We start from the raw sequence: 21,369 nt of genomic DNA, 5'->3' as shown, positions 1-21,369 counted from the left end.
GGTCGGTCGTGGCTTGTCGCGCAGTTCCCCGCGCCCCTGAAACGGCAGAGCGGGGCGCCCTCCTCAGGAGGGCGCCCCGCTCTGCCGTTTCAGCTCATCAAGGCACCTTGACCCACTGTGCCTTGCTGGGTGTCCCCTGATCGTCCGTCACGAACAGCATGTACCAGCCCGACTCCACCAGGTTCCGGTTCTTCGGGACCGTCACCGTGAGGGTGTCCTTCGTCTTCTTCAGGTCCAGGGCGATGGAGCGCTGGTCGACGTCCGTGACGTGCGTCGAGGCGCTCGGGCGGATCAGGCGCGCCGTCTTGATCGTGGACGTGTGCTGGGACTTGAAGGTGCCCGACGCACCCCGGGCGATCGTCTGCGGACCCCCCGACAGCGAGGGCCGCGCGTCGCGGTACAGGTACGGCGGCGTGTAGATCTCGATGCGCTGTTCGAACTTGCCGGGCTTGGTGTCGGCCTTGTCCGCGTACAGGGAGTCCGAGCCGAAGAACATGATCCGGCCGTCGGGCAGCAGGATCGAGCCCGAGTGGTAGTTCCGGCCCACCAGCGGGTCGGCGACCCTCCTCAGCTTGCCGGTCTTCGCGTCGTACATGCGTGCCTGGAGGATGTTGGAGGCGCCGCGGCCCCGGTAGTCCTCCGCGCCGCCCGAGATCATCACCGTGTCGTCGGGGAGGATCGAGTACTGCGGGTAGCGGGTGCCCTTCTCCAGCGACGGGCCGTCCGTGAACCTCGGGTTGGCCGCCAGGAGATCGATCACGCGGGTCTTCCTGCTGGAGAGCTTCGACTCGCCGACCCCGCCCCCGCCGATCACCATGTACTTCTCGTCCTGAGCCGGCGGCAGCAGTACCGTGCCGGCGGTCTCCAGCAGCTTGGGGTCGCTCAGCCCCTTCAGCTTGGTGAACTTGTCCGTCGCCACGTTCCAGATGCCCGGGTCACGGCCGACGTTGTCGGGTCCGTACCCCGCGTTCGCGCCCGAGTAGAACATGTCGCCGTTCTGCATCAGGGAGATCGCCGGGTACGTCGGGAACTGGCGCGTATGCGTCGTGTACGTCCACTTCTTGGTCTTCGGGTCGTACAGCTCGTTCTTGCCCGGCACCAGCTGGCCGATCTCGTCCAGGCCGGAGAGGCTCAGGATCCTGCCGTCCGACATGGTGGTGAGCGTCGGGTACCAGCGGGCCTCGTTCATCGGGTCGACCTTGATGTACTTCTCGGCGACCGGGTCGAACTCGTAGGCGTCCCGGATGCCCTGGAAGTCCTTCTTGTCCAGGGCGATCTTCTCGGCGATGCCGTACGTGTTGCGGGCGTCGGCGCCCGACAGGCCCTGCACGCGATAGTTGTCCTGCGTACCGGTCTCGTACTTGGCGCCCTTCTTCTGCGCCTCGACGTAGATCCGGCCGAGACCCGGGTCGTTGCGCAGGAACGTGCCCGTCGCCTTGTCGAAGACCTTCGTCGCGCGCTCCACGACGACCGGGTCCTTCGACACGAACGTCTTGCCGTTCTCCTTGCCGGTGAACTTCGTGCCCGCGGGCAGGGTGATCGGCTTGTCCGGGTTCTCGTTGTGGACGACCATCAGGCCGCCCGCCTTGGTGACGTCACCCTTCAGCTTCTCGTACCGCTTCGTGCCGCCCGCGATCAGCAGGTTGCCGTTGGAGAGCTGCGTGTGGCCGGTGCAGAACAGGTCGGCGGGCGTCGGGATCTTCTTGATCGTGCCCAGCACCGGGTCCCAGATACGCGTGTCGAACTTCTTCGCGTCGAAGTTGTCCGCGTTGTTGCCGGAGCCCGCGACGAGCAGCACCTTGCCGGTGTGCAACAGGGCCGCGTGGATGGTGTTCTGCCGGTACTTCTCCGGGAAGTTCACCACCTCCCACTTACCGTTGTCGGCCTTGTACTCCGGTCTGTTGATCTTGTACTCGTGGTACTTCTCGGTACTGAACCGATACACCCACGGCCCGTTCATCCCCGCCAACGCGAGGACCACCGCCGTGCCTATCGCGAGACGACGGGCGCGGCGGCGGCCTGCATGGTCTGTCATTCCTTACGTCCCCCAAGTCCACCAAGGGCAATCTGCATGGTCTGGTCGCTGCCCCCGCTCCCTACGCTGCCCTCGCCCGTCCCGCCCGATGCGGCCCACTGGGGCTTGTGCTGCGGCGCATGGGTGGAGCGGGGGGCGTGAGGGGCGTGCGATGCGTGCGGGGCGTGTGGCGTGTGTGACGTCGGCTGGGCCGGCACCGTCGGGTACGGCGCGGGCACGGCGTCCTGCGGCTCGTTGGCCGGGCCTGCGGCGAGCTTCTTCTTCTCCTGGCGCAGCATCAGGCGCCAGACGACGATCGGCGTAGCGGTGATCGCCGTGGCGAACGTCGCCCAGATGATCATCGCGGGGTGCGAGTGCCCCAGGACGAAGCCCGCCACGATCGAGCCGCCGAAGATCAGGATGAAGTACCAGTGGTACCGGAACGTCCCGAACCAGCGGTCCGGGCTCGCCGAGTCGCCCTTGGGCGTGACCACGAACTTGCTCTTGCGCCGCAGCGCGGCGTCGATCAGGGCCTTCGCGTAGAGCGGCGCCGACAGCGCCGACATCACCATGCCCGCCACACCGCCCGAGCCCTCCGGCTCGTGCGGGGAGACGTTGTGCCGGCGGTTCCAGATGTACAGGCCGATCTGCAGCGCCGAGGCGTTGCCGTAGAGCATCAGCCACACGGTGGGGTCGATGTTCACACCCGAGGCGCCCAGGCCCAGGAAGAGCATGCAGCTCAGCGCCGCAAGGATCCAGTTGAGGGCGGACATCGGATAGAAGATGATCATCATCGTGTAGTTGAAGAGCTTGCTCGGCGGCAGCGAGTACCAGCCCTTCCAGTACTGCTTGAGGATCGTCTCGTACGTCCCCCGCGACCAGCGCATCTGCTGCGTGAAGAAGTCCGTCCAGGCGCTGGGCCCCTCACCGACCGCGAGGACGTCCGGCGTGTAGACCGAGCGCCACTTCCTGCCCGTCGCCGGATTCTTGTGGCGGTGGATCTCGAAGCCGGTCGCCATGTCCTCGGTGATCGAGTCGTACAGCCCGCCGATCTGCTTCAGCGCGCTGATGCGTACGGCGTTGCTGGTCCCCACGAACATCGGCGAGCCGTAGCGGTTGCCGGCCCGCTGGATCAGGGCGTGGAAGAGGAACTGCTGCGACTCGGCGGCCTTGGTGACGAAGTTGTCGTAGTTCCCGTAGACCTGCGGGCCGATGACGAAGCCGATGTTCGGGTCCCGGAAGAAGCCGAGCATCCGCTCCAGGTAGTTGGGCAGCGGTACGTGGTCGGTGTCGACGGAGGCGAAGAAGTCGTAGTTGTCGCCGTGCGCGTCGAGCCAGGCGTTGTAGTTGCCGTGCTTGGTCTTGGCGCGGTGCGGGCCCGTGGGCTGGTTCCACTTCGCGACGCCCTTGCGGGAGAAGTGGTGCACGCCCAGGCGCTCGCAGACCGCCTTCACCGCGGGGTCGTCGCCCTCGTCCAGCAGCCAGACATGCATGAGGCCGCGGTGCCGGATCCGCACCGCGGCTTCGAGCGTCTTCGTCACCATCTCCAGCGGCTCCTTGCCGGGCACGAAGGAGGTGAGGAAGGCGACTCTCGTGCCGGTCTCGGGCACCACCGGGATCGGGTCGCGGGCGACCAGGGTGGCGTGCGCGTTCGACAGCACGTTCAGGCAGCGGAAGAGCTCGATCAGACCGATCGCGACGAGCATCACGATGTCGAGCGCCGGCAGGAAGTCGTAGGTCGGGTAGTCGCGGTGCGTCCAGTGCGAGGGCTGGAGCAGCCAGACGAGCAGGACGACGGAGAGCAGCGGAGCGGCGCCCAGCATCAGCGCGGCTCGGACGCGGTGCGGCTCCTGCGAGAGCAGAGACCGGTACTTGACCGTGTACGGCTTGGTCGGGTCGGGCTGGGTGAGGGGTCCGGCCAGCCGGCTGTAGTGCTCGTAGTCGTACTTCGGCAGGCTCTTCTTTATCCGGCGGAAACCGCCGGTCCGGTTTGACGGCACCCTGAACTGGGCCGTTTGTGATGCGTCGAAGTTATGCCGGGCGCCCGTCGGCGTCGACGTCATGAGTCATCCCCCCACACGCATGTCACCGCGTGTTTCTCGGTTCCTTACGTCCGCGAGGCCCCCCTTGGCCTGCGCAAACGCATCTAAAGGACCGCAGCCCCCACGTCATCCACACTCTATAGACATGGGAGAGTGCCCTTCCGGTTGCATGATGCCCCCCTCGGCATCGGTTCATGAACGAGGCCCCATCCCCGTGTCAGCGCAACCGGTCCCACCCCCAAGTGCCGCGTATTCGCCGCATCTTGCAGCCCAGGGTTCTACGCCGTTCAGCATGATCGCAAGACGCGAAACACGGTGTTTACCGGTCATACGCGCCCATTGTGACGGCTGTTGAGCCCGATTGGTGTGACTGCGACCACTTGTGTGCGGATGGTGCCGCAGTGCTTACGAATTGTCTCCCTGGATGTCCGAAGAAACCTTGGCGGTCTTCGCGCAGGGTGTACAGACGCGAACAGGCCCCCCGCGTGAACGGAGGGCCTGCTGTGTGTCTGTGCGCCGCCAGGGACTCGAACCCCGGACCCGCTGATTAAGAGTCAGCTGCTCTAACCAACTGAGCTAGCGGCGCGTGGTGACGTCGACAACTCTACCCGACACCGGCGCGTGGTCCGGACCACCGGAGTGTCGCGCCGGCCGCACGCCGAGCTGTACATCATTCGGACCGTCAACATGCGACAGCGGGTGACAGTTGAGAAACTGCGGTCGTGGAGAAGCGCGTGAGTCATCGCCCGGAGAGTGAGGGGAATCGTATGGCGACTCCGGTATTCGAGGAATTCGATCCCGCGAGTGACTGCGAATGCCCCGGATGCGTTCACGGGCGAAGGGCCGCACCCTATTCCGGACCGGTGTCGGGAAGTGGTCCGGGTCCCGCCCGTACGGCGGTCCGGCGCACCCTCGTCGTCGCCGCCGCGGCCTCCACCGTCCTCGCCGCCGGACACGCCCTGCCGGCCGCGGCCGCCCCGCAGGCGCCCCACCGTCCGGGCGTACCCGCAGGTGACGAGCCCGACACCCCGCAGGGCGGCAAGACGCCGCTGCACGGTCCGGCCGGGAAACCGGCGGCGGCCAAGCTCCGGGCGACCACCCGGGCGGAGATCGTCAACCGGGCCAGGACCTGGGTCGCGGCACGGGTGCCGTACAGCATGAGCGGGTACTGGGGAGACGGTTACCGGCAGGACTGTTCGGGCTTCGTCTCCATGGCCTGGAACCTCGCCGGGAACGAATGGACGGGCAGCCTCGACAAGTACGGCGTACGGATTCCCAAGGAGGATCTGCAACCCGGCGACATTCTTCTTTTCCACAATCCGTCGAACGCGGAGAAGGGCTCGCACGTCGTCATTTTCGGCGGCTGGACGGACTACACGCACACCTATTACATCGCCTACGAGGAGACCCGCCCGCACGCTCGCAGGCAGGCCACCCCGTTCGCTTACTGGAGCCACTCGGACCACTATCAGGCCTACCGCTACAAGGGACTCGCCGCGAACACGGGCGGCACCTCGGAACCCGACGATCCGGACGGCAACGGGGGCACGGACGGCCCCGGCGGTACGGAGGGCCCGGACGGTACGACGGGCGCGGCCCCCGGCGCCTCCCCGGACGGGGCGGTCCCCTTTCCCGGCCGGATGTACTTCGGTCCGGGCGCCAACAACAGATACGTCACCCTGCTCGGCCGGATGCTCGTGGAGCGCGGCGCCGCCCGCTACTACACCGAGGGTCCTGGCCCCCGCTGGTCGGACGCGGACCGCAGGGCGACGCGGGCGTTCCAGCGGGCCCAGGGCTGGACGGGCGCGTCGGCGGACGGACTGCCGGGGCCGCGCACCTGGGCGCTGCTGGTGAGCGGAACGGGCCGGGACATCGAGGGCGACCCGGCAGGGGCGACGCCACAGACGCCCCCCGGAACCGACCCGGTGACGGCCCCTGGAACCGACCCGGTGACGGCCCCCGGAACCGACCCGGTGACGGCCCCCGGAACCGACCCGGAAACACCTACGGGATCGCCCCCGTCCACACTCCCCGGTTCCCCAGCCCCCGGCGCGGCCGGCCCGCCCTCCGCCGGGACAGTGGTCCCCACGTTCCCCGGGCGGGGCCTGTTCCGGCCGGGCGCCAGCAACCCGTACGTCACCCAGCTCGGAGAACAGCTGGTGACGAAGGGGTTCGGCCGTTACTACCCGGAGCGGCCCGACCCGCGCTGGGACGAGGCGGACCGGCGCGCGGTGCAGGCGTTCCAGCGAGCCCAGGGCTGGCGGGGCGGCGCGGCCGACGGCTACCCGGGCCCGGAGACCTGGCGCCGCCTCTTCTCCTCGTAACGCCTGCCCCAACGCCCGCCCCGCGCATGCGGGTCGGCCGGTAACCCCTGTTGTGACGCATCTGGCGCGGAGGCTGGAGGCACCAATGAGTACGACGACCGAACAGACACCGGAACCCGAGGGCCCCACGGACAGCGGCCCGTGGCCCGCCCGGCTCATTCAGAACGAGGCGACCACCGAGATCCCCGTCCACCTCCTGTTCCGCGACGAACCCGACCCGACCCCGGTACCGCTGCGCCCGGCGGTCGTGGGACGCAGGCAGGGTACGGGCGAGCAGCCGCGTATCCGCAGGCCCGCACCGCCCACCCCGCGCCCGGCGGTCCCGACCGTCGACCCCGATCTGGTGGAGCGCCCGGCGCGGGTGCTGCCCGGAGCGGCGGGCGTGCTCGCCGGTGCCACCGGGGTGGCCGCGGGCGTGCTCACCACCTGGTGGGCGGGCGCGCTGCCGCCCCTCGCGGTGGCGGCGCTGCGCCTGCCGACGACATACGCGGGCGCCGGTCTCGGCCCCGCCCAGTGGGCGGCGTACGCCGGGGCGGGCGCGCTCGGGCTGTTCGGGTTCGGCGGGCTGGCGCGCGGCCGGACCGGGCGGGCCTGGGTGCTCGGCCTGTTCGGCCGCTACCGGGGGACGGTCCGGCGCACCGGCCTGCTCTGGGTCAACCCGCTGCTGCTGCGGGCCCGAATCGACGTACGGCTGCGGCACTGGCGCGGCGAGCCGATGCCGGCGGCCGACGCGAGCGGGGTCGCGCTGCGCGTCGTCACCCTCGTGGTGTGGCGGGTGCGGGACACCGCGCGGGCCACGCTCGGTGTCGAGGACCACGAGACGTACCTGCGCGAGTGTGTCGAGGCGGCGCTCGTCCGGGTGCCGGTGGAGATGCCGGGCGCGGGGCGGCGGGCGATGGAGACGGCGGGGGACGCGCTGACCCGGGCGGTCGCGGCGGACACGGCGCCGGTCGGTCTGGAGGTGTTCTCGGTCCTGCCGGTCCGGGTCGAGTACGCCCCCGAGGTCGCCGCCGCGATGACCCGCCGCCGCATCGCCACCCTGGACGCCCAGCACCGGGCCGCCGCGCTCACCTCGGTCGTCGACTCGGTGGAGGACACGGTGACCCGGCTGACCATGCGCGGCCTGGTCGAACTGGACGACTACGAACGCAAGGCGCTGGTGAAGGACCTGACGGTCGCGTTCTGCGCGGGACGGAGCGAGCCGGGCCCGTGACTGGTCTGGACATGCCCAAGGGGCGGTAATAATCTGGGACTTGGTCTAGACCTGCACGGCTCACTTGAACCTCCCCCACGTTCAGCAGGAGCGCCAGCATGCGCGGAAAGACCAAGAGCCCTGAGAGCCCTAAGAACCCCGGAAAGACCAAGCTGTACGCCGTCTCCGTGGTCGGCCTGGCCACCGCCGGTGCCTTCGTCCTCACCACCGGCGCGGCCAGCGGCCACGGCTACACCGACCTCCCCATCAGCAGGCAGAAGCTCTGCCAGAACGGCACCGTGACGGGCTGCGGCGACATCCAGTGGGAGCCGCAGAGCGTCGAGGGCCCCAAGGGCTTCCCGGCCGCCGGACCCGCCGACGGCCGGATCTGCTCGGCGAACCACACCAACTTCGGCGCGCTCGACCAGCCGAGGACCCCGTCCGGCGGCGCCTGGCCGGCGACAGCTCTGACGGGCGGTCAGCGATACACCTTTCGCTGGCAGTTCACTGCCGTACACGCCACGACCGACTTCACGTACTACGTCACCAAGACGGGCTGGAACCAGAACCACGCCCTCGCCCGTTCGGACCTCAACGTCACCCCGTTCCTCACGGTCCCCTACAACGGCCGGCGCCCGCCGGCCACGCTCTCCCACACGGGCACCCTGCCGTCCGGGCTCAGCGGCCGGCATGTGATCGTCGCCGTGTGGACGATCGCGGACACGGCCAACGCGTTCTACGCCTGCTCGGACGCCAGATTCTGAGCTTCCCTTGAGTAAACGCGCGTTCCCCCACGGGTAGGTTCCCCGTACGCCCCCAGGACCAGGTGAGGCGGCGTACGGGGAGCCGTACCGAATGAGATACCGGGGGAACGGCCATGGACTTCATGTTCTACGGGGTGCCGACGCTCATGATCGTGGTGGTCGTCGGGGTGGCGGTGTTCGTGATCCGCCGGGCGCTGCGGATACGACGCGCCTGGAACAGCGGGCTGACCGCGGAGGCGCGCTGCCTCCGGACGTACACGACCACGAGCGGCGGCTCCGGCGACTCCTCCGTGAGCACGACGCTGCACCACGTGTACGAGTTCGTCGCGCGCGACGGCCGCACCGTCCGCTTCGAGGAGCCGAACGGCTCGGGCACGATTCTCGAGGGCGACTACGTCACCGTCTTCTACAGCGAGGGCCCGCGGATCAACGCCACGGCCCACCGGCCGAGCCCGCTCCGGAACGGACTGGCCCTGGCCGGCATCCTCGGATTCCTCGGGATGTTCGTGGTGTTCTGCGTCGGGTTCATGGTGACGTACAGCCAGGTCTTCGAGCCGATCGACGACATGTTCTTCGGCGGGGACAGCGGCTACAGCGACACCGACTCCGGCACGGTTGACGGGTTTCCCGAGGGCTGGGAAGTGACCACGGAATCACCGTGACCCTCCACATCTGACGGTACGTCAACTATGGTGCGCCGCCATGGAGTCGGGGACGAGACAGACGGTCGCGGAACTCGTGGCGGCGCGGTGGGGCGACCACCGGCCGGGGCTGTGGTGCGAGGACCGGACGCTCACGCATCACGAGGTGGCCGCGGGCGCGGCGGCGAGGGCCGCGCTCCTGGCGGACCTGCTGCCGCCGGGCGCCGAGCCGCACGTGGGCGTCCTGCTCGACAACACCCCTGAATACCCCCTGTGGTTGAGCGCGGCGGCGCTCGCCGGTGCCGCCGTCGCCGGCATCAACCCGACCCGCCGGGGCCCGGAACTGGCCCGCGACATCCTGCACACCGAGTGCCCTCTCCTGATCACCGAGCGCGCCCACCTCCCGCTCCTCACCGACCTCGAACTCCCCGGCGTACGCCTGCTGTTGACCGACACGGAGGAGTACGAAACCCTCCTGTCCCCCTACGCGGACGCGACCCCGGACCCCTCCCGCGCCACGCCCGCCGACCGCCTCCTCCTCTACTTCACCTCGGGCTCGACCGGCGCCCCCAAGGCCGCGATCTGCTCCCAGGGCAGGCTGGCCGCCGCCGGGCTGACGCTGGCCGGGAACTTCGGGGTGCGCCCGGACGACGTGCACTACGTCTGCATGCCGATGTTCCACGGCAACGCGGTGATCGCGGACTGGTCCCCGGCGCTGGCGGCGGGAGCGGGGGTGGCGCTGCGCCGCCGCTTCTCGGCCTCCAACTTCCTGACGGACGTACGCCGTTACGGGGCGACCTATTTCACGTACGTGGGCCGGGCCGTCCAGTACCTGCTGGCGACGCCCGCCCGGCCCGACGACCGGGACAGCCCCCTGCGGCTGGGCTTCGGCACGGAGGCGGGGGCGGTGGACGCGGCGGCGTTCCAACTGCGGTTCGGGGTAAGGCTGGTGGAGGGGTACGGCTCCTCGGAGGGCGGCGCGGCGGTGCGGTGGACGCCGGGCACCCCGGCCGGCGCGATCGGCCGGGCCGCGCCGGGCGACGACCTCGCGGTGGTCGACCCGGCGACCGGTGCCGAGTGCCCGCCGGCCGTGCTGGACGCCTCGGGCCGCCTACTCAACGGCACCGCTGCGATAGGGGAGTTGGTGAACCGGGGCGCCAACCCCTTCGAGGGCTACTGGCGCAACCCGGAGGCGGAGTCGGCCCGCCGCAGAGACGGCTGGTACTGGACGGGCGACCTCTTCTACCGTGACCCGGACGGCTTCCTGTACTTCGCGGGCCGCGCCGACGACCGGCTGCGCGTCGACAGCGAGAACCTGGCCGCCGCGACGATCGAGAACATCCTCGCCCGGTACGAGGGCGCGGTGGCCGTCGCCGTGTACGCGGTGCCGGACCCGGTGGCCGGTGACCAGGTGATGGCGACGCTGGCCGGCACCTTCGACCCGGCGGCCTTCTCCGCCTTCCTGGCCGCGCAGCCCGACCTGGGGACGAAGATGGCGCCCCGCTTCGTACGCGTCGTGCACCGCATGCCGGTCACCGCGACCAACAAGATCCACCGGTCGTCCCTCAGGCACGAGGGCTTCCGCTGCCCGGACCCGGTGTGGTGGCGCCCGCCGGGCGAGAACACGTACCGCGGGCTGACCGCCGCCGACGTGGCGGCCCTGCTGGAACGGTACCGGGAGCGGGGGCGCGAGGAACTGCTGAGCAGATAGGGCCTGCCGGGATCGGCACGCAGCGTGGGTGTGGCCACCCTCACGGACGGCCGTCCGCAGATCGTGGTCGGCACCGACACCGGTTCAGTGTCCTCCTGGAAGGTGAGCACCGACCCCGACGACGCCTGGTCCGAGTGGTCCTCCTTCGACGGCCCGCCCGCCTGATCCCAAGGCGGCCCACTGGCCTACGAAGCCGAAGGCGGCTCCTCGCCTGTTGACACCGGATCTTCGGGACCTCGAAATCGCCGCCACGCGTCGCGCGCTCGTCCGGCGGAATCGATGACGTCGGGGACCTGGTCCAGCAGACCCTTCAGGGCGAAGAGCAACACCGAGAGCACGCCTGTGATGGCGAGAACTAAAAGGATCGCCGCACCGTCCACCGATCCGTACCTTCCCTGTCCTGGGCCGGATCGGGCGCGTAGCAGCCTCGATCAACCCCCGTGTTGGCAACTAGGCTTTGCTGCTTCAGATCTGATGGACCGTCTGATACTTGTCCAGGATCTTGTGTGCTTGACCGGCCATCCGGTTCTCAGCACGGCCGCGGGCGATCTCCGCGATTTCCTTCGGCGAGAACCCGAGCTTGCGCAGTGCGTTCAGGGCGATGCTGACCACGTCCACCATCTCGCGCGCGGCTGCCTCGCGGTCGCCCGCGTCCAGGTGTTCCTTGAGCTCGTCGAACTGGATCTGGACCGCTTGCTCGAAGTGGGAGATCGGCTTACGGCTGATCTCGTCCTGCGCTTCGACCCAGGCGTCCCAGACTCCCTGAAACGGTCCAAGCTCATCCGGCATCCCGCGACCTCCAAGTGTGTGCCGTGCGCCTCTGCCAGCTCCGAGATGCCCAGCAATGAGGGCATGGTGGGAGTGAGCACACAGCAGTCGGCGGCTACGGGAGGCGTTCCTTCTGTGTAATTGTACGCAGAGATCTATGGATGTCTACTGACTCGTGGATGCAAGTATGCGCAATCCGTCGAGGTCAAGCACGGTGATCTCCTGGCGCCCCGTAGCGACCAGACCCTGCTTGCGGAGATTCCGCAGGACGAGGGCCACTGCTTCCCGGGAGGCCCCGACTCGGCTTGCCAGATCCTGCTGGGACAGCGCCACATCGATCTCCCAGCGCCCGTTGACTTCCTTGCCGGCCTCCATGACCAGGCCGAGCAGCATGCGTGCGAAACGGTGTGTGACGTCGAGACGGGTGAGCGAAGCCCGCTCGTCGTCCGACTCGCGTCGGCGCAGGATGGCGCTTCGGTACATCTGGGGCCAGAGATGGTACTTGTCGACGAGCTGGACGAGATCTTCAGCCTTGACGTCCAGACCGACAACGCTGCTGACCGCTTTGACGGTGGCCGATCGCGGCTCACCCGTCAAAGCACCCTCGTCCCCCATCAACTCGCCAGGGCCGCGGACAGCCAGCAGCACTTCGGAGCCGTCTTCGGCCTCCTGCATCACCGCAACGTTCCCTTCCTGGAGGATCAGGACGGAACGGGAGGGTTGCCCCTCCATGAAGATCACATGCCTCGCGGGAAACTGAACCCTGACGCCCAGGGCTTCCAGTTCCTGTCGCTGCTCTGGCGTCATCGCCGCGATCACGTCACTCGTCATGTCGCCGAGTGTAGTTCTACGCAGAGGAATGTTTTGAAATACCCAATGCCGAGGTTACCCCGAAACGACTAAGGGCACCCTTCCCATAAGAAGGATGCCCTTAGTCATACATTGTGCGCCGCCAGGGACTCGAACCCCGGACCCGCTGATTAAGAGTCAGCTGCTCTAACCAACTGAGCTAGCGGCGCATGACTCTCGCCTTCCGCTCTCGCGGCTGGCGACAGAGAAAATACTACCTGGTCCGGGAGGGTGCTCCGGACCAGGTCTCCCTTCCTCGGCCACGGGCTAGATGGCCAGCGACAGCAGCACCGGTGCCGCGCCCCGGTTCAGTCGGTCCGCTGCCTGGCGCAGGCGGTGGGCGTGGCGGACGGGGAGGGAGAGGGCGAGGCAGCCGACCGTCGAGCCGGCCGTGATCGGGACCGCCGCGCAGACCGTGCCCACCGCGTACTCCTGGAGGTCCAGGACCGGCACCGTGGGCGGCTGGGTCTCCAGGCGGGAGAGCAGGAGCCGCTCGTTGGTGATCGTGCGCGAGGTGAGGCGGGCCAGTTTGTGGCGGGCGAGATGGTCGCGTCGGCTGTTGTGGTCGAGCTGGCCCAGCAGGCTCTTGCCGATCGCGCTGGCGTGCGCGGCTGAGCGGAAGTCGACCCACTCGTTGACCGCGGGGGTCGCCGCGCTGTCCGCGCACTGGGTGATGTGGATCTCGCCGTCGACGTACCGGCTCATGTAGACGGCCGCGCCCACCGAGTCGCGCAGCCGGTCGAGGGTGTGCTGGAGCTGGGTGCGCAGGGCCTGGTCGTGGCCGTGCGTGGAGCCGAGGCGGCTGAGGGCGGTGCCGGTGACGTATGAGCCGTCGGCGGCCTGTTCGACGTACCCCTCGCGGCGCAGCATGCGCAGGAGAGGGGTGAGCCGGTCCGTGCCGAGGTGGGTCTGGCGGGCGATTTCGGCGTCGGTGACACCGGCGGAGTGCCGCGCCACCGTCTCCAGGACGCGCAGGGCGTCCTGGGGCGAGTGGTGCGGTGCGGTCGGCTCGTGCTTGAGAGCCACGGTGTTCCCCCTGGCTTGCTTTTAGCCGTGATCCGGACAGCCAATCCCCTCCACGATAGCCGCCAAGGGGGCTGTGCGGAGGGGGCGTTGACGAGATTGTCGCCGGGGTCGCGGCCTCTCAGCAGGGCCACTGGTCATCTGGCATATGCCAGTGGCATCGAAAAGATCCCTGTTGCGCCCCCTCCCGCACGTTCCCGCATGGTCAGAGCATCGCGCTGAGGAATTCGCGCGTTCTGTCCTGTTCCGGATCGCCGAAGATCTGCTCCGGTGGACCCGACTCGATCACATGGCCAGAATCGAACATCAGCACTTGGTCGGATATGTCCCGGGCGAAGCCCATCTCGTGGGTCACGCAGAGCATCGTGATGTCCGTGCTGCGGGCGATGTCCCGCAGCACGTCCAGGACGCCCGCGACCAGCTCGGGGTCGAGCGCCGAGGTCACCTCGTCGAGCAGCAGCACCTGCGGGCGCATGGCCAGCGCCCGCGCGATCGCCACCCGCTGCTGCTGCCCGCCCGACAGCCGGGACGGCCGCTCGTCGCACTTGTCCGCGAGGCCCACCAGCTCCAGCAGCTCGCGCCCGCGCGCCTCCGCCTCCTCCTTCGGCAGGCCGAGGACGGTCACAGGCGCCTCGGTGATGTTGCGCAGCACGCTCATGTTCGGGAAGAGGTTGAAGTGCTGGAACACCATCCCGATCTTCTTCCGCACCTCGCGGACCTGTTTCTCGGGCGCCGGGAACAGCGCCTGCCCGTCGACGGTGATCGTGCCCTCGTCGGGCTTGGTCAGGGTCATCAGCATCCGCAGGATCGTCGTCTTGCCCGACCCGGACGGACCGATGAGCGTGACATGCCGCCCCGCCTCGACGGAGAGGCTCAGCCGGTCGAGCACGGTCTGCTCACCGAACCGTTTGGTGACCTGGTCCAGCCGGACCAGTTCCGCAGGCGTGTCCGAAACAGGGCTGTGGTCTGGGGTTTTGTCGGTGTCAACTGGCAAGGCGTCGCTCCAGAGCTCGTACGAGGAGGGAGGCGGGAAAGGAGATGAGGATGAAGGCGACGCCGATCACGGTCAGCGGCTCGGTGAACTGGAAGTGCTCCTGGGCGAAGAGCCGCGCCTGGCCGAGCATCTCCAGCACGGTCACCGTCATCAGCAGCGGTGTGTCCTTGAGCATCGCGATCACGTAGTTGCCGAGCGCCGGTACGACCCGGCGCACCGCCTGCGGCAGGATCACCGCCGTCCAGGTGCGCCGCAGCGGCATGCTGAGCGCGGTGGCCGCCTCCCACTGGCCGGGCGGCACGGCTTCGATGCCGGCGCGGTAGACCTGCATCGTGTACGTCGAGTAGTGCAGCCCGATCGCGACGACACCGGTGGTCAGCGCGGAGGCGGCGATGCCCCACTCGGGCAGGACGTAGAAGAGGAAGAACAACTGCACGAGCAGCGGGGTGTCCCGCACGAACTCCGTGACCGCCCCCACCGGCCAGCGCACCCAGCGCGTCGGCGTCCGCATCAGCAGCGCCCAGACCAGCCCCAGCGTGAACGAGATCAGCGACCCGAGGGCCAGCGCCTGGAGGGTGACGAGCAGTCCGTCCCAGAACTGCGGCATGAAATCGCGTACGGCGCCCCAGTCCCACTTCACGCGACACCGCCCTTCAGCCGCTTCTCCAGCCCGCGCATGAGCCGGGCGAGGAGGAAGGCGATCGCGAAGTAGATCAGCAGGATGTACGAGTAGATCTCCGCGCTCTCCTGCAGTGCGAGCCGCACCAGGTTGCCGCTGAAGGCCAGATCGCCCATGCCCATGACGGAGACCAGCGCGGTGCCCTTGAGCAGCTCGATCAGCAGGTTCCCGAAGGAGGGGATCATCTCCGGCACCGCCTGCGGCAGCAGGATCAGCCGCATCCGCTGCCAGGGCGTGAACCCGAGCGCGATCCCGCCCTCCCACTGCGCCGGCTCGACGGCGTTCAGCGCGCCCCGCACGATCTCCGTGCCGTACGCCCCGTAGGTCAGCCCGAGCGCGAGCGTGCCCGCCCACATCGGCACCAGCTGCCAGCCGAAGGCGGGCGGCAGCACGAAGTACACCCAGAAGATCATCACGAGCGCCGAGGTCCCCCGGAACACCTCGGTGTAGCAGCCCGCGAGGAAGCGCACCGACCGCCGTCGGTGGGTCCGCGCGATCCCGACGACGAAGGCGACGAGGGCGCCCAACAGGGCGCTGAGGAAGAGGAGTTGGACCGTGACCCAGACTCCTCTGAGCACTATTTCCCAGAGTCCGGAGGTCATCCGCCGCACAGCTCCTTCGCGGTCAGATCGGTCATCTCGGCCCGTGTGAAGCCGAACGGCCGCAGGATGCGGAACACCTCGCCGCTCTTCTTCATCTTGTGCAACTCGACGTTGAAGGCGTCCCGGAGCCGCGTCTCGGTCAGCCGGAACGCGAAGGCGCCCCCGTCGACATGGGGCTTGCCGTCGACGAGCGGGGCGAAGGCCTTCGTGGCCTCGGTTGTGCGGGACTTCTTCACCACCAGACGGGTGGTGACCGCCGTACCGGCGAAAGCGTCGACGCGCCCGGCCTCCACGGCATTCAGTCCGGCCACCTGGTCGGGCACGATGAGAAGGTCGCTCTCCTTGTATCCGGCCTCGACGGCGTACTGGATCTCGGCATATCCGGTTCCGGTCGCGAGTCTGGCTTTCTTCTCGACAATATCCCGGTAATTGTGAAGATCCTTGGGATTTCCCTTGCGGACGATGAAGGAATCGAGCATCTGGTAGTCGGGATCGGCGAAGATCACCTGTTCGCAGCGTTCCGGATTGACATACATCCCGGCGGCCACGACATCGAACTGCTGTGAATTCAGCCCCGGAATGAGCGAGCCGAACTCGGTGGGCACGGGCTGGACCCGGTCCACGCCCAGCCGCTTGAAGATGACCCGCGCCAACTCGGGCGCCTCGCCGGTCAGCTCGCCGTTCTTGTCGATGAATCCCTGGGGAATCTCACCGGCGATACCGAGCCGTACGACGCCCTGCGCCCGGAGTCGGTCGAGGAGGTCACCGCCCGGGACACCGGAGTCGGCGGACACCCGGCTGCACCCGGTGCCGAGGGAACCGATCGTACCGAGCACGCCGAGCGCCGCCACCCCCGCGAACAGCGACCGGCGTCCGAGACCTTGTGGTGCGAGTGGTGACGTGCGTGGTGGTGCGTTTGATGGAGCCATGGCCGCGCGGCTACCCGAGACCACACGAGTTATGCCTTAGGGAATGCGGGGAACGCATGAGAGGCATGGAACGCAAGGGTGATGACCGTTACATCGAAGTGTCACTGGCCGCCCGCAAAATCCACTGCACGGCAAAACTCCTGACCGACCGCGCCCCGATCACCTGCGCGACAGTGTGGAACGCCCTGCCGCTGTCCGGGGACGTCTACCACGCCAAGTACGCGCGCAACGAGATATACGCGCTCTTCTCCCCGTTCGGGGAATCGCAACCGCCGCTGGAGAATCCGACAGTCACTCCGATCCCCGGAGATCTCTGCTATTTCGCGTTCGCCGGAGCGGAGCTGGGAACGAAGGCGTACGGCTACGACCGTGAGGTCGGGCCCGGCACGACACTGGTCGACCTGGCCCTGTTCTACGAACGCAACAACCTGCTGCTGAACGGCGACGTGGGCTGGGTGCCGGGCACGGTGTGGGGCGAGGTGGTCGAGGGCCTGCCGGAGATGGCCGAGGCGTGCAACGACCTGTGGCGGTCCGGCGCGGCGGGGGAGACGCTCAGCTTCCGCCGGGCCTGATTCCGCCCGGCCTGATGCCGACGGCTGGGATTCCGACGGGCGGGATTCCGGCAGGCCCGAGGGCCTCCTCCAGCGCGTGCGCGGCCCGTAGCACCAGGTCGTCCCGGTGCCGGGCCGCGACGAGCTGCAACCCCACCGGCAGCCCGTCCCCGTCGACCCCCACGGGGACGGTCGCGGCGGGCTGCTGCGTCATGTTGAACGGATACGTGAACGGAGTCCACCCCGTCCACCGCCGCAGCCCCGAACCGGCGGGCACCTCAACTCCCGCCTCGAACGCGGTGATCGGCAGAGTGGGCGTCACCAGCAGGTCGTACGACTCGTGGAAGAGGCCCATCCGGCGCCCGAGTTCCATCCGGACGTCGACCGCCGCCAGATAGTCGAGCGCGCTGATCCGCGCCCCGGCCGCCCGGATCTCCCGCAGCCCGGGATCGAGCAACTCGGCCTCCCTGTCCCCGAGTCGCTGGGTCACCCGGGCCGCGCCGCTGAACCACAGGGTGTGGAAGGCGGCCACCGGGTCGGTGAAGTCGGGGTCGGCCTCGACGACGTACGCGCCGAGTTCCGCGAGCCGCTCCACCGCCCGCCGAACCACGCGGGCGACAGCGGGACGCACCGCGACCTGACCGCCGAAGGACGGCGAGTAGGCCACCCGTAGCCCCCGGACCCCGCCGGACAGGGCCTCCGTGAACCAGCCGGGGGCGGGCGGCGCGAGCGCCGACCAGTCGCGGGAGTCGGGACGGCCGACGACGTCCATCAGCAGCGCCGCGTCCGCCACGGTCCGGGTCATCGGGCCGACGTGCGAGAGCGTCCCGAAGGCGCTGGCCGGATAGAGGGGGATCCGGCCGTACGTCGGTTTCAGCGCGAAGATCCCGCAGAACGCCGCCGGGATACGCACACTGCCCCCGCCGTCCGTCCCGAGGGACAACGGCCCGGCACCGAGCGCCACGGCGGCGGCACTCCCGCCACTCGACCCACCGGCGGTGCGCGAGGCGTCGTACGGATTGCGGGTGACGCCGGACAGCGGCGAATCGGTGACGCCCTTCCAGCCGTACTCGGGGGTGGTCGTCTTGCCGAGGAAGACGGCGCCGTGCTCGCGAAGACGGGCGGTGGAGGGCGCGTCCTCGCGCCAACTGCCGCTCCCGTCAACCGTCCTGGAACCGCGAAGGGTGGGCGTACCGCGCAGCAGGATGATGTCCTTGACGGTTGTCGGTACGCCGTCCACGAGCCCGGCGGGCACACCGCGCCGCCACCGGTCGGCGGACTCCCGGGCCTGCGCGAGCGCAGCGTCGGCGTCGATCCGCACGAACGCGTTGACGACGGGCTGGAGCCGCTCGGCACGTTCCAGCGCGGCGAGAGTGGCCTCGACGGGGCTGAACCCACCCTTGCGATAGCCCTCGAGGAGCTGGACCGCGCTGAGGTCGGCCAGTCCAGCCGGTTCGGCTGGTTGGGCCGGTTGGGCCGGCTCGGTCATCGTTCGCTCCTCCGGTCGGTGGTCAGTGCCCCGGTACGTACCCGCGCTGCTTGTCGACGACGTTCGTCAGTGTCTTCCCCGCCTCCCATCGCTCGTACAACTCCACGAACTGCTCCCCGAGTTCATCGCGCCAGCCCACCGTGTCACCGCTCATGTGCGGAGAGACGATCAGCCCGGGCGCGTCCCACAGGGGGCTGTCCGGCGTGAGCGGCTCGTGCTCGAACACGTCGAGGGCGGCGCCCGCGATCCACCGCTTCGACAGCGCCTCAGCAAGCGCGCGCTCGTCGACGAGCTGTCCCCGGCCCACGTTGATGAAACGCGCCGACGGCTGCATCACGCCGAAGCGGCGGGTGTCGAACATGCGGTGCGTGGCGGTGGTGAGCGGCGCGGCGGCGATCACCCAGTCGGCGCGCGCCATCAGCCGGTTGAGGTCGTCGGGCCCGTGGATACCGGTACGCGGGGTACGCCCGACGATCGCCGTCGTCACCCCAAGTGCCTTCAGATACTTGGCGATCGCCCGCCCGATGGGCCCGGACCCGACGACACAGGCCCTCGTCTTCGCGACCCGCTGCGACTCCCGGTGACGCCACTCGTGCCGCTCCTGGAGGCGCAGGGTCCTCGGCAGGTCCTTGGCCATCGCGAGGACGAGAGCGGCGACGTACTCGGCGATGGCCTGGTCGAAGACGCCCCGCGCGTTGGTCACCACCGTGTCGGACGCGGCGAGTTCGGGACACATCAGATGGTCCACACCGGCGCTCGCGGTGTGCACCCAGCGCGGACGCGGCGCCCCCTCGCCCGGCCAGGCGGCCCGCACGGCGTGCGAGGCGAAGTCCCAGACGAGCAGGACATCGGCGTACGGGAGCCGCGCGGCGAGGGTGGACTCGTCGGCGTGCACGACCTGGACCCGTCCCGTGAGCCGGCCGAGGCGGGGCGGGGGATCGGCGTCCAGGACGAGGAGCGTGGGAAGCGCGGGCATCGGGAGCCGTTTCCGGTCAGGGGGCGTGTTGGTGCGACGGCGTGCTGGGTTGGCCTGGTCTCCGGGTGTCTGACATGCACGGATTGACCACGCTCGCACCCGAACCTACCTTCGTCAACACGGGCGCGTGTACGGTCCGTTGCCCCGTCGTTCCTCACTGTGAGGCCGGTGCTGTCATGGATGTGTCGTTTCTCGGTGGACCGCGCCCGCAGCGCGGTGTCGGCGTGGTCGCCCCCTTCGACTTCGCTCTCGACCGCGAGCTGTGGCGCTGGGTCCCGGACGAGGTGTCCCTCCACCTCACCCGCACCCCCTACGTCCCCGTGGAGGTCAGCCTCGACCTGGCCCGCATCGTCAGCGAACACGAGACCCTCGGCGACGCGGTACGCACCCTCAACGTCATCGCCCCGGAGATCATCGCCTACGCCTGCACCTCGGGCAGTTTCGTCGGCGGCGTCGCCGGTGAGCGGGCGATGTGCGAGGCGATGACCCGGGCGGGCGAGGTCCCCTCGGTGACGACCTCGGGGGCGCTGCTGGAAGCACTCACGGAACTGTCCGTACGCCGGGTGGCCCTCGTCACGCCCTACACGGTGTCGGTGACGCGGGCCCTGGAGGAGTACGTGGCCGAGGCGGGCGTCACGGTCACCGGCCGCGCGTTCATGGGCCTGACCCGGCACATCTGGAAGGTCCCGTACCGGGCGGTGGCGGACATGGCGAGGCAGGCGGCCGCGGCAAACAAGCCGGAGGCCCTGTTCATCAGCTGCACGAACCTCCCCACGTACGACGTCATCGCACAGTTGGAGGCGGAACTGCGCATCCCGGTGATCTCGGCCAACCAGGTCACGATGTGGGCAGCGCTGCGTCGACTGGGTACCCGGGCGGTGGGGCCGTACCAGGCGCTGCTGGACGAGTCGGCGCGCGCCTGGCCCGGGACCTTGCCGAAGGACCGGCAGGAACAGGAACAAGAACGCGAACAACAGCGGGAAGGTTGGACATGACGGCACTCGGATTCCTCTACCCGGGCCACTCCGCCGAGGACGACTACCAGCGCATCGAGCTTCTTCTCGGCAGCGACATCCGGCTGGATCTGGTCCATACGGACATCGGTGAGGACGCGCACCGGGTGGACGCCCTCCTGGAAATGGGCTCCCCGGACCGCCTCAAGGCGGGCGTCGAGGCGCTGCGCCTGTCCGGCGCGGAGGCGGTGGTGTGGGCCTGCACCAGCGGCAGCTTCGTGTACGGGTGGGAGGGCGCCCATGACCAGGTGCGCGGCCTTGCCCTGGCCGCGGGCATGCCGGCGTCTTCGACGTCGTTCGCCTTCGTGCACGCGGTGCGGGAGCTCGGGGTGCGGAGGGTGGCGATCGGGGCGACGTACCCGGCGGACGTCGCGGAACTGTTCGCCGGCTTCCTGAGGGCGGCGGGCATCGAGGTGACGTCGGTCCACGGTGCCGGTGTCGTCACGGCGGCGGAAGTGGGGGAGTGGAGCGAGGCGGAGCTGACGTCCCTGGCCCAGGAGGCGCTGGCCGACGGGGCGGCGGAGGATGCGGAGGCGCTGCTCCTGCCGGACACGGCGCTGCACACGGCGTCGTACATCACGACGCTGGAAGGCCACCTCAAGAAACCCGTCCTCACGGCGAACCAGGTCTCAGTCTGGGAGGCCCTGAGGCTGACCACCCGAAAGGTGAACGCCCCCTCCCTGGGCACCCTGTTCACACGGGAACGCCGCCCCCACCCGTGAGCCCCGAGACACGGCACCTATTTCCCACCCACCTACCCGTGCGCCGTATCTATCAGGCCCAGGCCCCGCCATCTCAGCCCGTCCGG

20 protein-coding genes and 2 tRNA genes are annotated in these 21,369 nt (G+C 69.2%); 9 read left to right on the top strand and 13 right to left on the bottom strand.

Annotated features, from left to right (window positions below; genetic code table 11):
- Window positions 1–97 precede the first annotated feature (97 nt).
- The 3 genes from ADL01_RS38560 to ADL01_RS38550 all read right to left on the bottom strand — a co-directional run bounded on the left by ADL01_RS38560 (window position 98) and on the right by ADL01_RS38550 (window position 4,642).
- Complete coding sequence (locus tag ADL01_RS38560) at window positions 98–2,035, bottom strand: kelch motif-containing protein (RefSeq protein WP_053746743.1); 1,938 nt, start codon at window positions 2,033–2,035, stop codon at window positions 98–100.
- Entirely contained in the window at window positions 2,032–4,077 is a 2,046-nt protein-coding gene (locus ADL01_RS38555; protein WP_053746742.1) for a glycosyltransferase family 2 protein, read from the bottom strand. The genes ADL01_RS38560 and ADL01_RS38555 overlap by 4 nt, the downstream gene beginning before the upstream one ends.
- Before the next feature lie 491 nt (window positions 4,078–4,568).
- Window positions 4,569–4,642: transfer RNA gene (locus ADL01_RS38550), tRNA-Lys, on the bottom strand.
- Between the two features lie 181 nt (window positions 4,643–4,823).
- Between ADL01_RS38550 and ADL01_RS38545 the strand changes: the two genes are divergently transcribed.
- The 6 genes from ADL01_RS38545 to ADL01_RS45095 all read left to right on the top strand — a co-directional run bounded on the left by ADL01_RS38545 (window position 4,824) and on the right by ADL01_RS45095 (window position 10,853).
- Window positions 4,824–6,380 carry a peptidoglycan-binding protein gene (locus tag ADL01_RS38545; protein WP_053746741.1) on the top strand — a complete coding sequence of 519 codons (1,557 nt, stop codon included), beginning with the start codon at window positions 4,824–4,826 and terminating at the stop codon, window positions 6,378–6,380.
- Between the two features lie 85 nt (window positions 6,381–6,465).
- A complete protein-coding gene (locus tag ADL01_RS38540; RefSeq protein WP_053746740.1) occupies window positions 6,466–7,593 on the top strand; it encodes an SPFH domain-containing protein in 1,128 nt (375 codons plus the stop codon).
- A 98-nt stretch (window positions 7,594–7,691) separates the two neighbouring features.
- The gene (locus tag ADL01_RS38535; RefSeq protein WP_053746739.1) at window positions 7,692–8,336 is read left to right on the top strand and encodes a lytic polysaccharide monooxygenase auxiliary activity family 9 protein; all 645 of its coding nucleotides are present in this window, start codon (window positions 7,692–7,694) and stop codon (window positions 8,334–8,336) included.
- A 113-nt stretch (window positions 8,337–8,449) separates the two neighbouring features.
- Window positions 8,450–8,998 (top strand): DUF3592 domain-containing protein, encoded by a 549-nt coding sequence (locus ADL01_RS38530; RefSeq protein WP_053746738.1) that lies wholly within the window; start codon window positions 8,450–8,452, stop codon window positions 8,996–8,998.
- A 40-nt stretch (window positions 8,999–9,038) separates the two neighbouring features.
- Complete coding sequence (locus ADL01_RS38525) at window positions 9,039–10,688, top strand: AMP-binding protein (RefSeq protein WP_053746737.1); 1,650 nt, start codon at window positions 9,039–9,041, stop codon at window positions 10,686–10,688.
- Window positions 10,689–10,712: 24 nt separating this feature from the next.
- Window positions 10,713–10,853: a hypothetical protein gene (locus ADL01_RS45095; RefSeq protein WP_159049747.1), complete on the top strand. Its 141-nt coding sequence runs from the start codon at window positions 10,713–10,715 to the stop codon at window positions 10,851–10,853.
- Between the two features lie 300 nt (window positions 10,854–11,153).
- On the opposite strand, the gene ADL01_RS38520 is transcribed toward ADL01_RS45095, so the two are convergent.
- The 8 genes from ADL01_RS38520 to ehuB form a co-directional block, all read right to left on the bottom strand.
- Window positions 11,154–11,477: a hypothetical protein gene (locus tag ADL01_RS38520; RefSeq protein WP_053746736.1), complete on the bottom strand. Its 324-nt coding sequence runs from the start codon at window positions 11,475–11,477 to the stop codon at window positions 11,154–11,156.
- A gap of 144 nt (window positions 11,478–11,621) precedes the next feature.
- Complete coding sequence (locus tag ADL01_RS38515) at window positions 11,622–12,287, bottom strand: Crp/Fnr family transcriptional regulator (RefSeq protein ID WP_078961022.1); 666 nt, start codon at window positions 12,285–12,287, stop codon at window positions 11,622–11,624.
- A gap of 114 nt (window positions 12,288–12,401) precedes the next feature.
- A tRNA-Lys gene (locus ADL01_RS38510) sits at window positions 12,402–12,475 on the bottom strand.
- Between the two features lie 97 nt (window positions 12,476–12,572).
- A complete protein-coding gene (locus ADL01_RS38505) occupies window positions 12,573–13,331 on the bottom strand; it encodes an IclR family transcriptional regulator (protein WP_053746734.1) in 759 nt (252 codons plus the stop codon).
- A 202-nt stretch (window positions 13,332–13,533) separates the two neighbouring features.
- Window positions 13,534–14,322 (bottom strand): ectoine/hydroxyectoine ABC transporter ATP-binding protein EhuA, encoded by a 789-nt coding sequence (ehuA, locus tag ADL01_RS38500; RefSeq protein WP_053746733.1) that lies wholly within the window; start codon window positions 14,320–14,322, stop codon window positions 13,534–13,536.
- Window positions 14,312–14,962 carry an ectoine/hydroxyectoine ABC transporter permease subunit EhuD gene (ehuD, locus tag ADL01_RS38495; RefSeq protein ID WP_053746732.1) on the bottom strand — a complete coding sequence of 217 codons (651 nt, stop codon included), beginning with the start codon at window positions 14,960–14,962 and terminating at the stop codon, window positions 14,312–14,314. The genes ehuA and ehuD overlap by 11 nt, the downstream gene beginning before the upstream one ends.
- A complete protein-coding gene (gene ehuC, locus ADL01_RS38490; protein WP_053746731.1) occupies window positions 14,959–15,603 on the bottom strand; it encodes an ectoine/hydroxyectoine ABC transporter permease subunit EhuC in 645 nt (214 codons plus the stop codon). Before ehuC ends, ehuD begins: the two co-directional genes overlap by 4 nt.
- Window positions 15,600–16,532, bottom strand: coding sequence for an ectoine/hydroxyectoine ABC transporter substrate-binding protein EhuB (ehuB, locus tag ADL01_RS38485; protein WP_199835094.1), 933 nt, complete (start codon window positions 16,530–16,532; stop codon window positions 15,600–15,602). Before ehuB ends, ehuC begins: the two co-directional genes overlap by 4 nt.
- A 56-nt stretch (window positions 16,533–16,588) precedes the next feature.
- Here ehuB and ADL01_RS38480 point away from each other — a divergent pair, with 56 nt between their 5' ends.
- Window positions 16,589–17,104 carry a DUF3830 family protein gene (locus ADL01_RS38480; protein ID WP_199835092.1) on the top strand — a complete coding sequence of 172 codons (516 nt, stop codon included), beginning with the start codon at window positions 16,589–16,591 and terminating at the stop codon, window positions 17,102–17,104.
- Here ADL01_RS38480 and ADL01_RS38475 read toward each other — a convergent pair.
- Window positions 17,085–18,572 carry an amidase gene (locus tag ADL01_RS38475; RefSeq protein WP_053746728.1) on the bottom strand — a complete coding sequence of 496 codons (1,488 nt, stop codon included), beginning with the start codon at window positions 18,570–18,572 and terminating at the stop codon, window positions 17,085–17,087. The two genes, ADL01_RS38480 and ADL01_RS38475, sit on opposite strands and share 20 nt — an antisense overlap.
- 22 nt (window positions 18,573–18,594) lie before the next feature.
- Window positions 18,595–19,548, bottom strand: coding sequence for a D-2-hydroxyacid dehydrogenase (locus ADL01_RS38470; RefSeq protein WP_053746727.1), 954 nt, complete (start codon window positions 19,546–19,548; stop codon window positions 18,595–18,597).
- A 176-nt stretch (window positions 19,549–19,724) separates the two neighbouring features.
- Here ADL01_RS38470 and ADL01_RS38465 point away from each other — a divergent pair, with 176 nt between their 5' ends.
- Together ADL01_RS38465 and ADL01_RS38460 are read left to right on the top strand one after the other, a co-directional pair.
- Window positions 19,725–20,543: an aspartate/glutamate racemase family protein gene (locus ADL01_RS38465; protein ID WP_053746726.1), complete on the top strand. Its 819-nt coding sequence runs from the start codon at window positions 19,725–19,727 to the stop codon at window positions 20,541–20,543.
- A complete protein-coding gene (locus ADL01_RS38460; RefSeq protein WP_053746725.1) occupies window positions 20,540–21,283 on the top strand; it encodes an aspartate/glutamate racemase family protein in 744 nt (247 codons plus the stop codon). The genes ADL01_RS38465 and ADL01_RS38460 overlap by 4 nt, the downstream gene beginning before the upstream one ends.
- Window positions 21,284–21,369 lie beyond the last annotated feature (86 nt).

It is taken from the genome of Streptomyces sp. NRRL WC-3618, from assembly GCF_001280005.1.
GTDB lineage: Bacteria > Actinomycetota > Actinomycetes > Streptomycetales > Streptomycetaceae > Streptomyces.
Note: the sequence above shows the minus strand (reverse complement) of the source record. Positions and strands in the feature narration are given on the sequence as shown.

Excerpts from the sequence above, each read along its gene's own strand:
- ADL01_RS38560 (WP_053746743.1), bottom strand. The coding sequence starts at position 2,035 with ATGACAGACCATGCAGGCCGCCGCCGCGCCCGTCGTCTCGCGATAGGC.
- ADL01_RS38555 (WP_053746742.1), bottom strand. The coding sequence starts at position 4,077 with ATGACGTCGACGCCGACGGGCGCCCGGCATAACTTCGACGCATCACAA.
- ADL01_RS38545 (WP_053746741.1), top strand. The coding sequence starts at position 4,824 with ATGGCGACTCCGGTATTCGAGGAATTCGATCCCGCGAGTGACTGCGAA.
- ADL01_RS38540 (WP_053746740.1), top strand. The coding sequence starts at position 6,466 with ATGAGTACGACGACCGAACAGACACCGGAACCCGAGGGCCCCACGGAC.
- ADL01_RS38535 (WP_053746739.1), top strand. The coding sequence starts at position 7,692 with ATGCGCGGAAAGACCAAGAGCCCTGAGAGCCCTAAGAACCCCGGAAAG.
- ADL01_RS38530 (WP_053746738.1), top strand. The coding sequence starts at position 8,450 with ATGGACTTCATGTTCTACGGGGTGCCGACGCTCATGATCGTGGTGGTC.
- ADL01_RS38525 (WP_053746737.1), top strand. The coding sequence starts at position 9,039 with ATGGAGTCGGGGACGAGACAGACGGTCGCGGAACTCGTGGCGGCGCGG.
- ADL01_RS38520 (WP_053746736.1), bottom strand. The coding sequence starts at position 11,477 with ATGCCGGATGAGCTTGGACCGTTTCAGGGAGTCTGGGACGCCTGGGTC.
- ADL01_RS38515 (WP_078961022.1), bottom strand. The coding sequence starts at position 12,287 with ATGACGAGTGACGTGATCGCGGCGATGACGCCAGAGCAGCGACAGGAA.
- ehuC (WP_053746731.1), bottom strand. The coding sequence starts at position 15,603 with ATGACCTCCGGACTCTGGGAAATAGTGCTCAGAGGAGTCTGGGTCACG.
- ehuB (WP_199835094.1), bottom strand. The coding sequence starts at position 16,532 with ATGGCTCCATCAAACGCACCACCACGCACGTCACCACTCGCACCACAA.
- ADL01_RS38480 (WP_199835092.1), top strand. The coding sequence starts at position 16,589 with ATGAGAGGCATGGAACGCAAGGGTGATGACCGTTACATCGAAGTGTCA.
- ADL01_RS38475 (WP_053746728.1), bottom strand. The coding sequence starts at position 18,572 with ATGACCGAGCCGGCCCAACCGGCCCAACCAGCCGAACCGGCTGGACTG.
- ADL01_RS38470 (WP_053746727.1), bottom strand. The coding sequence starts at position 19,548 with ATGCCCGCGCTTCCCACGCTCCTCGTCCTGGACGCCGATCCCCCGCCC.
- ADL01_RS38465 (WP_053746726.1), top strand. The coding sequence starts at position 19,725 with ATGGATGTGTCGTTTCTCGGTGGACCGCGCCCGCAGCGCGGTGTCGGC.
- ADL01_RS38460 (WP_053746725.1), top strand. The coding sequence starts at position 20,540 with ATGACGGCACTCGGATTCCTCTACCCGGGCCACTCCGCCGAGGACGAC.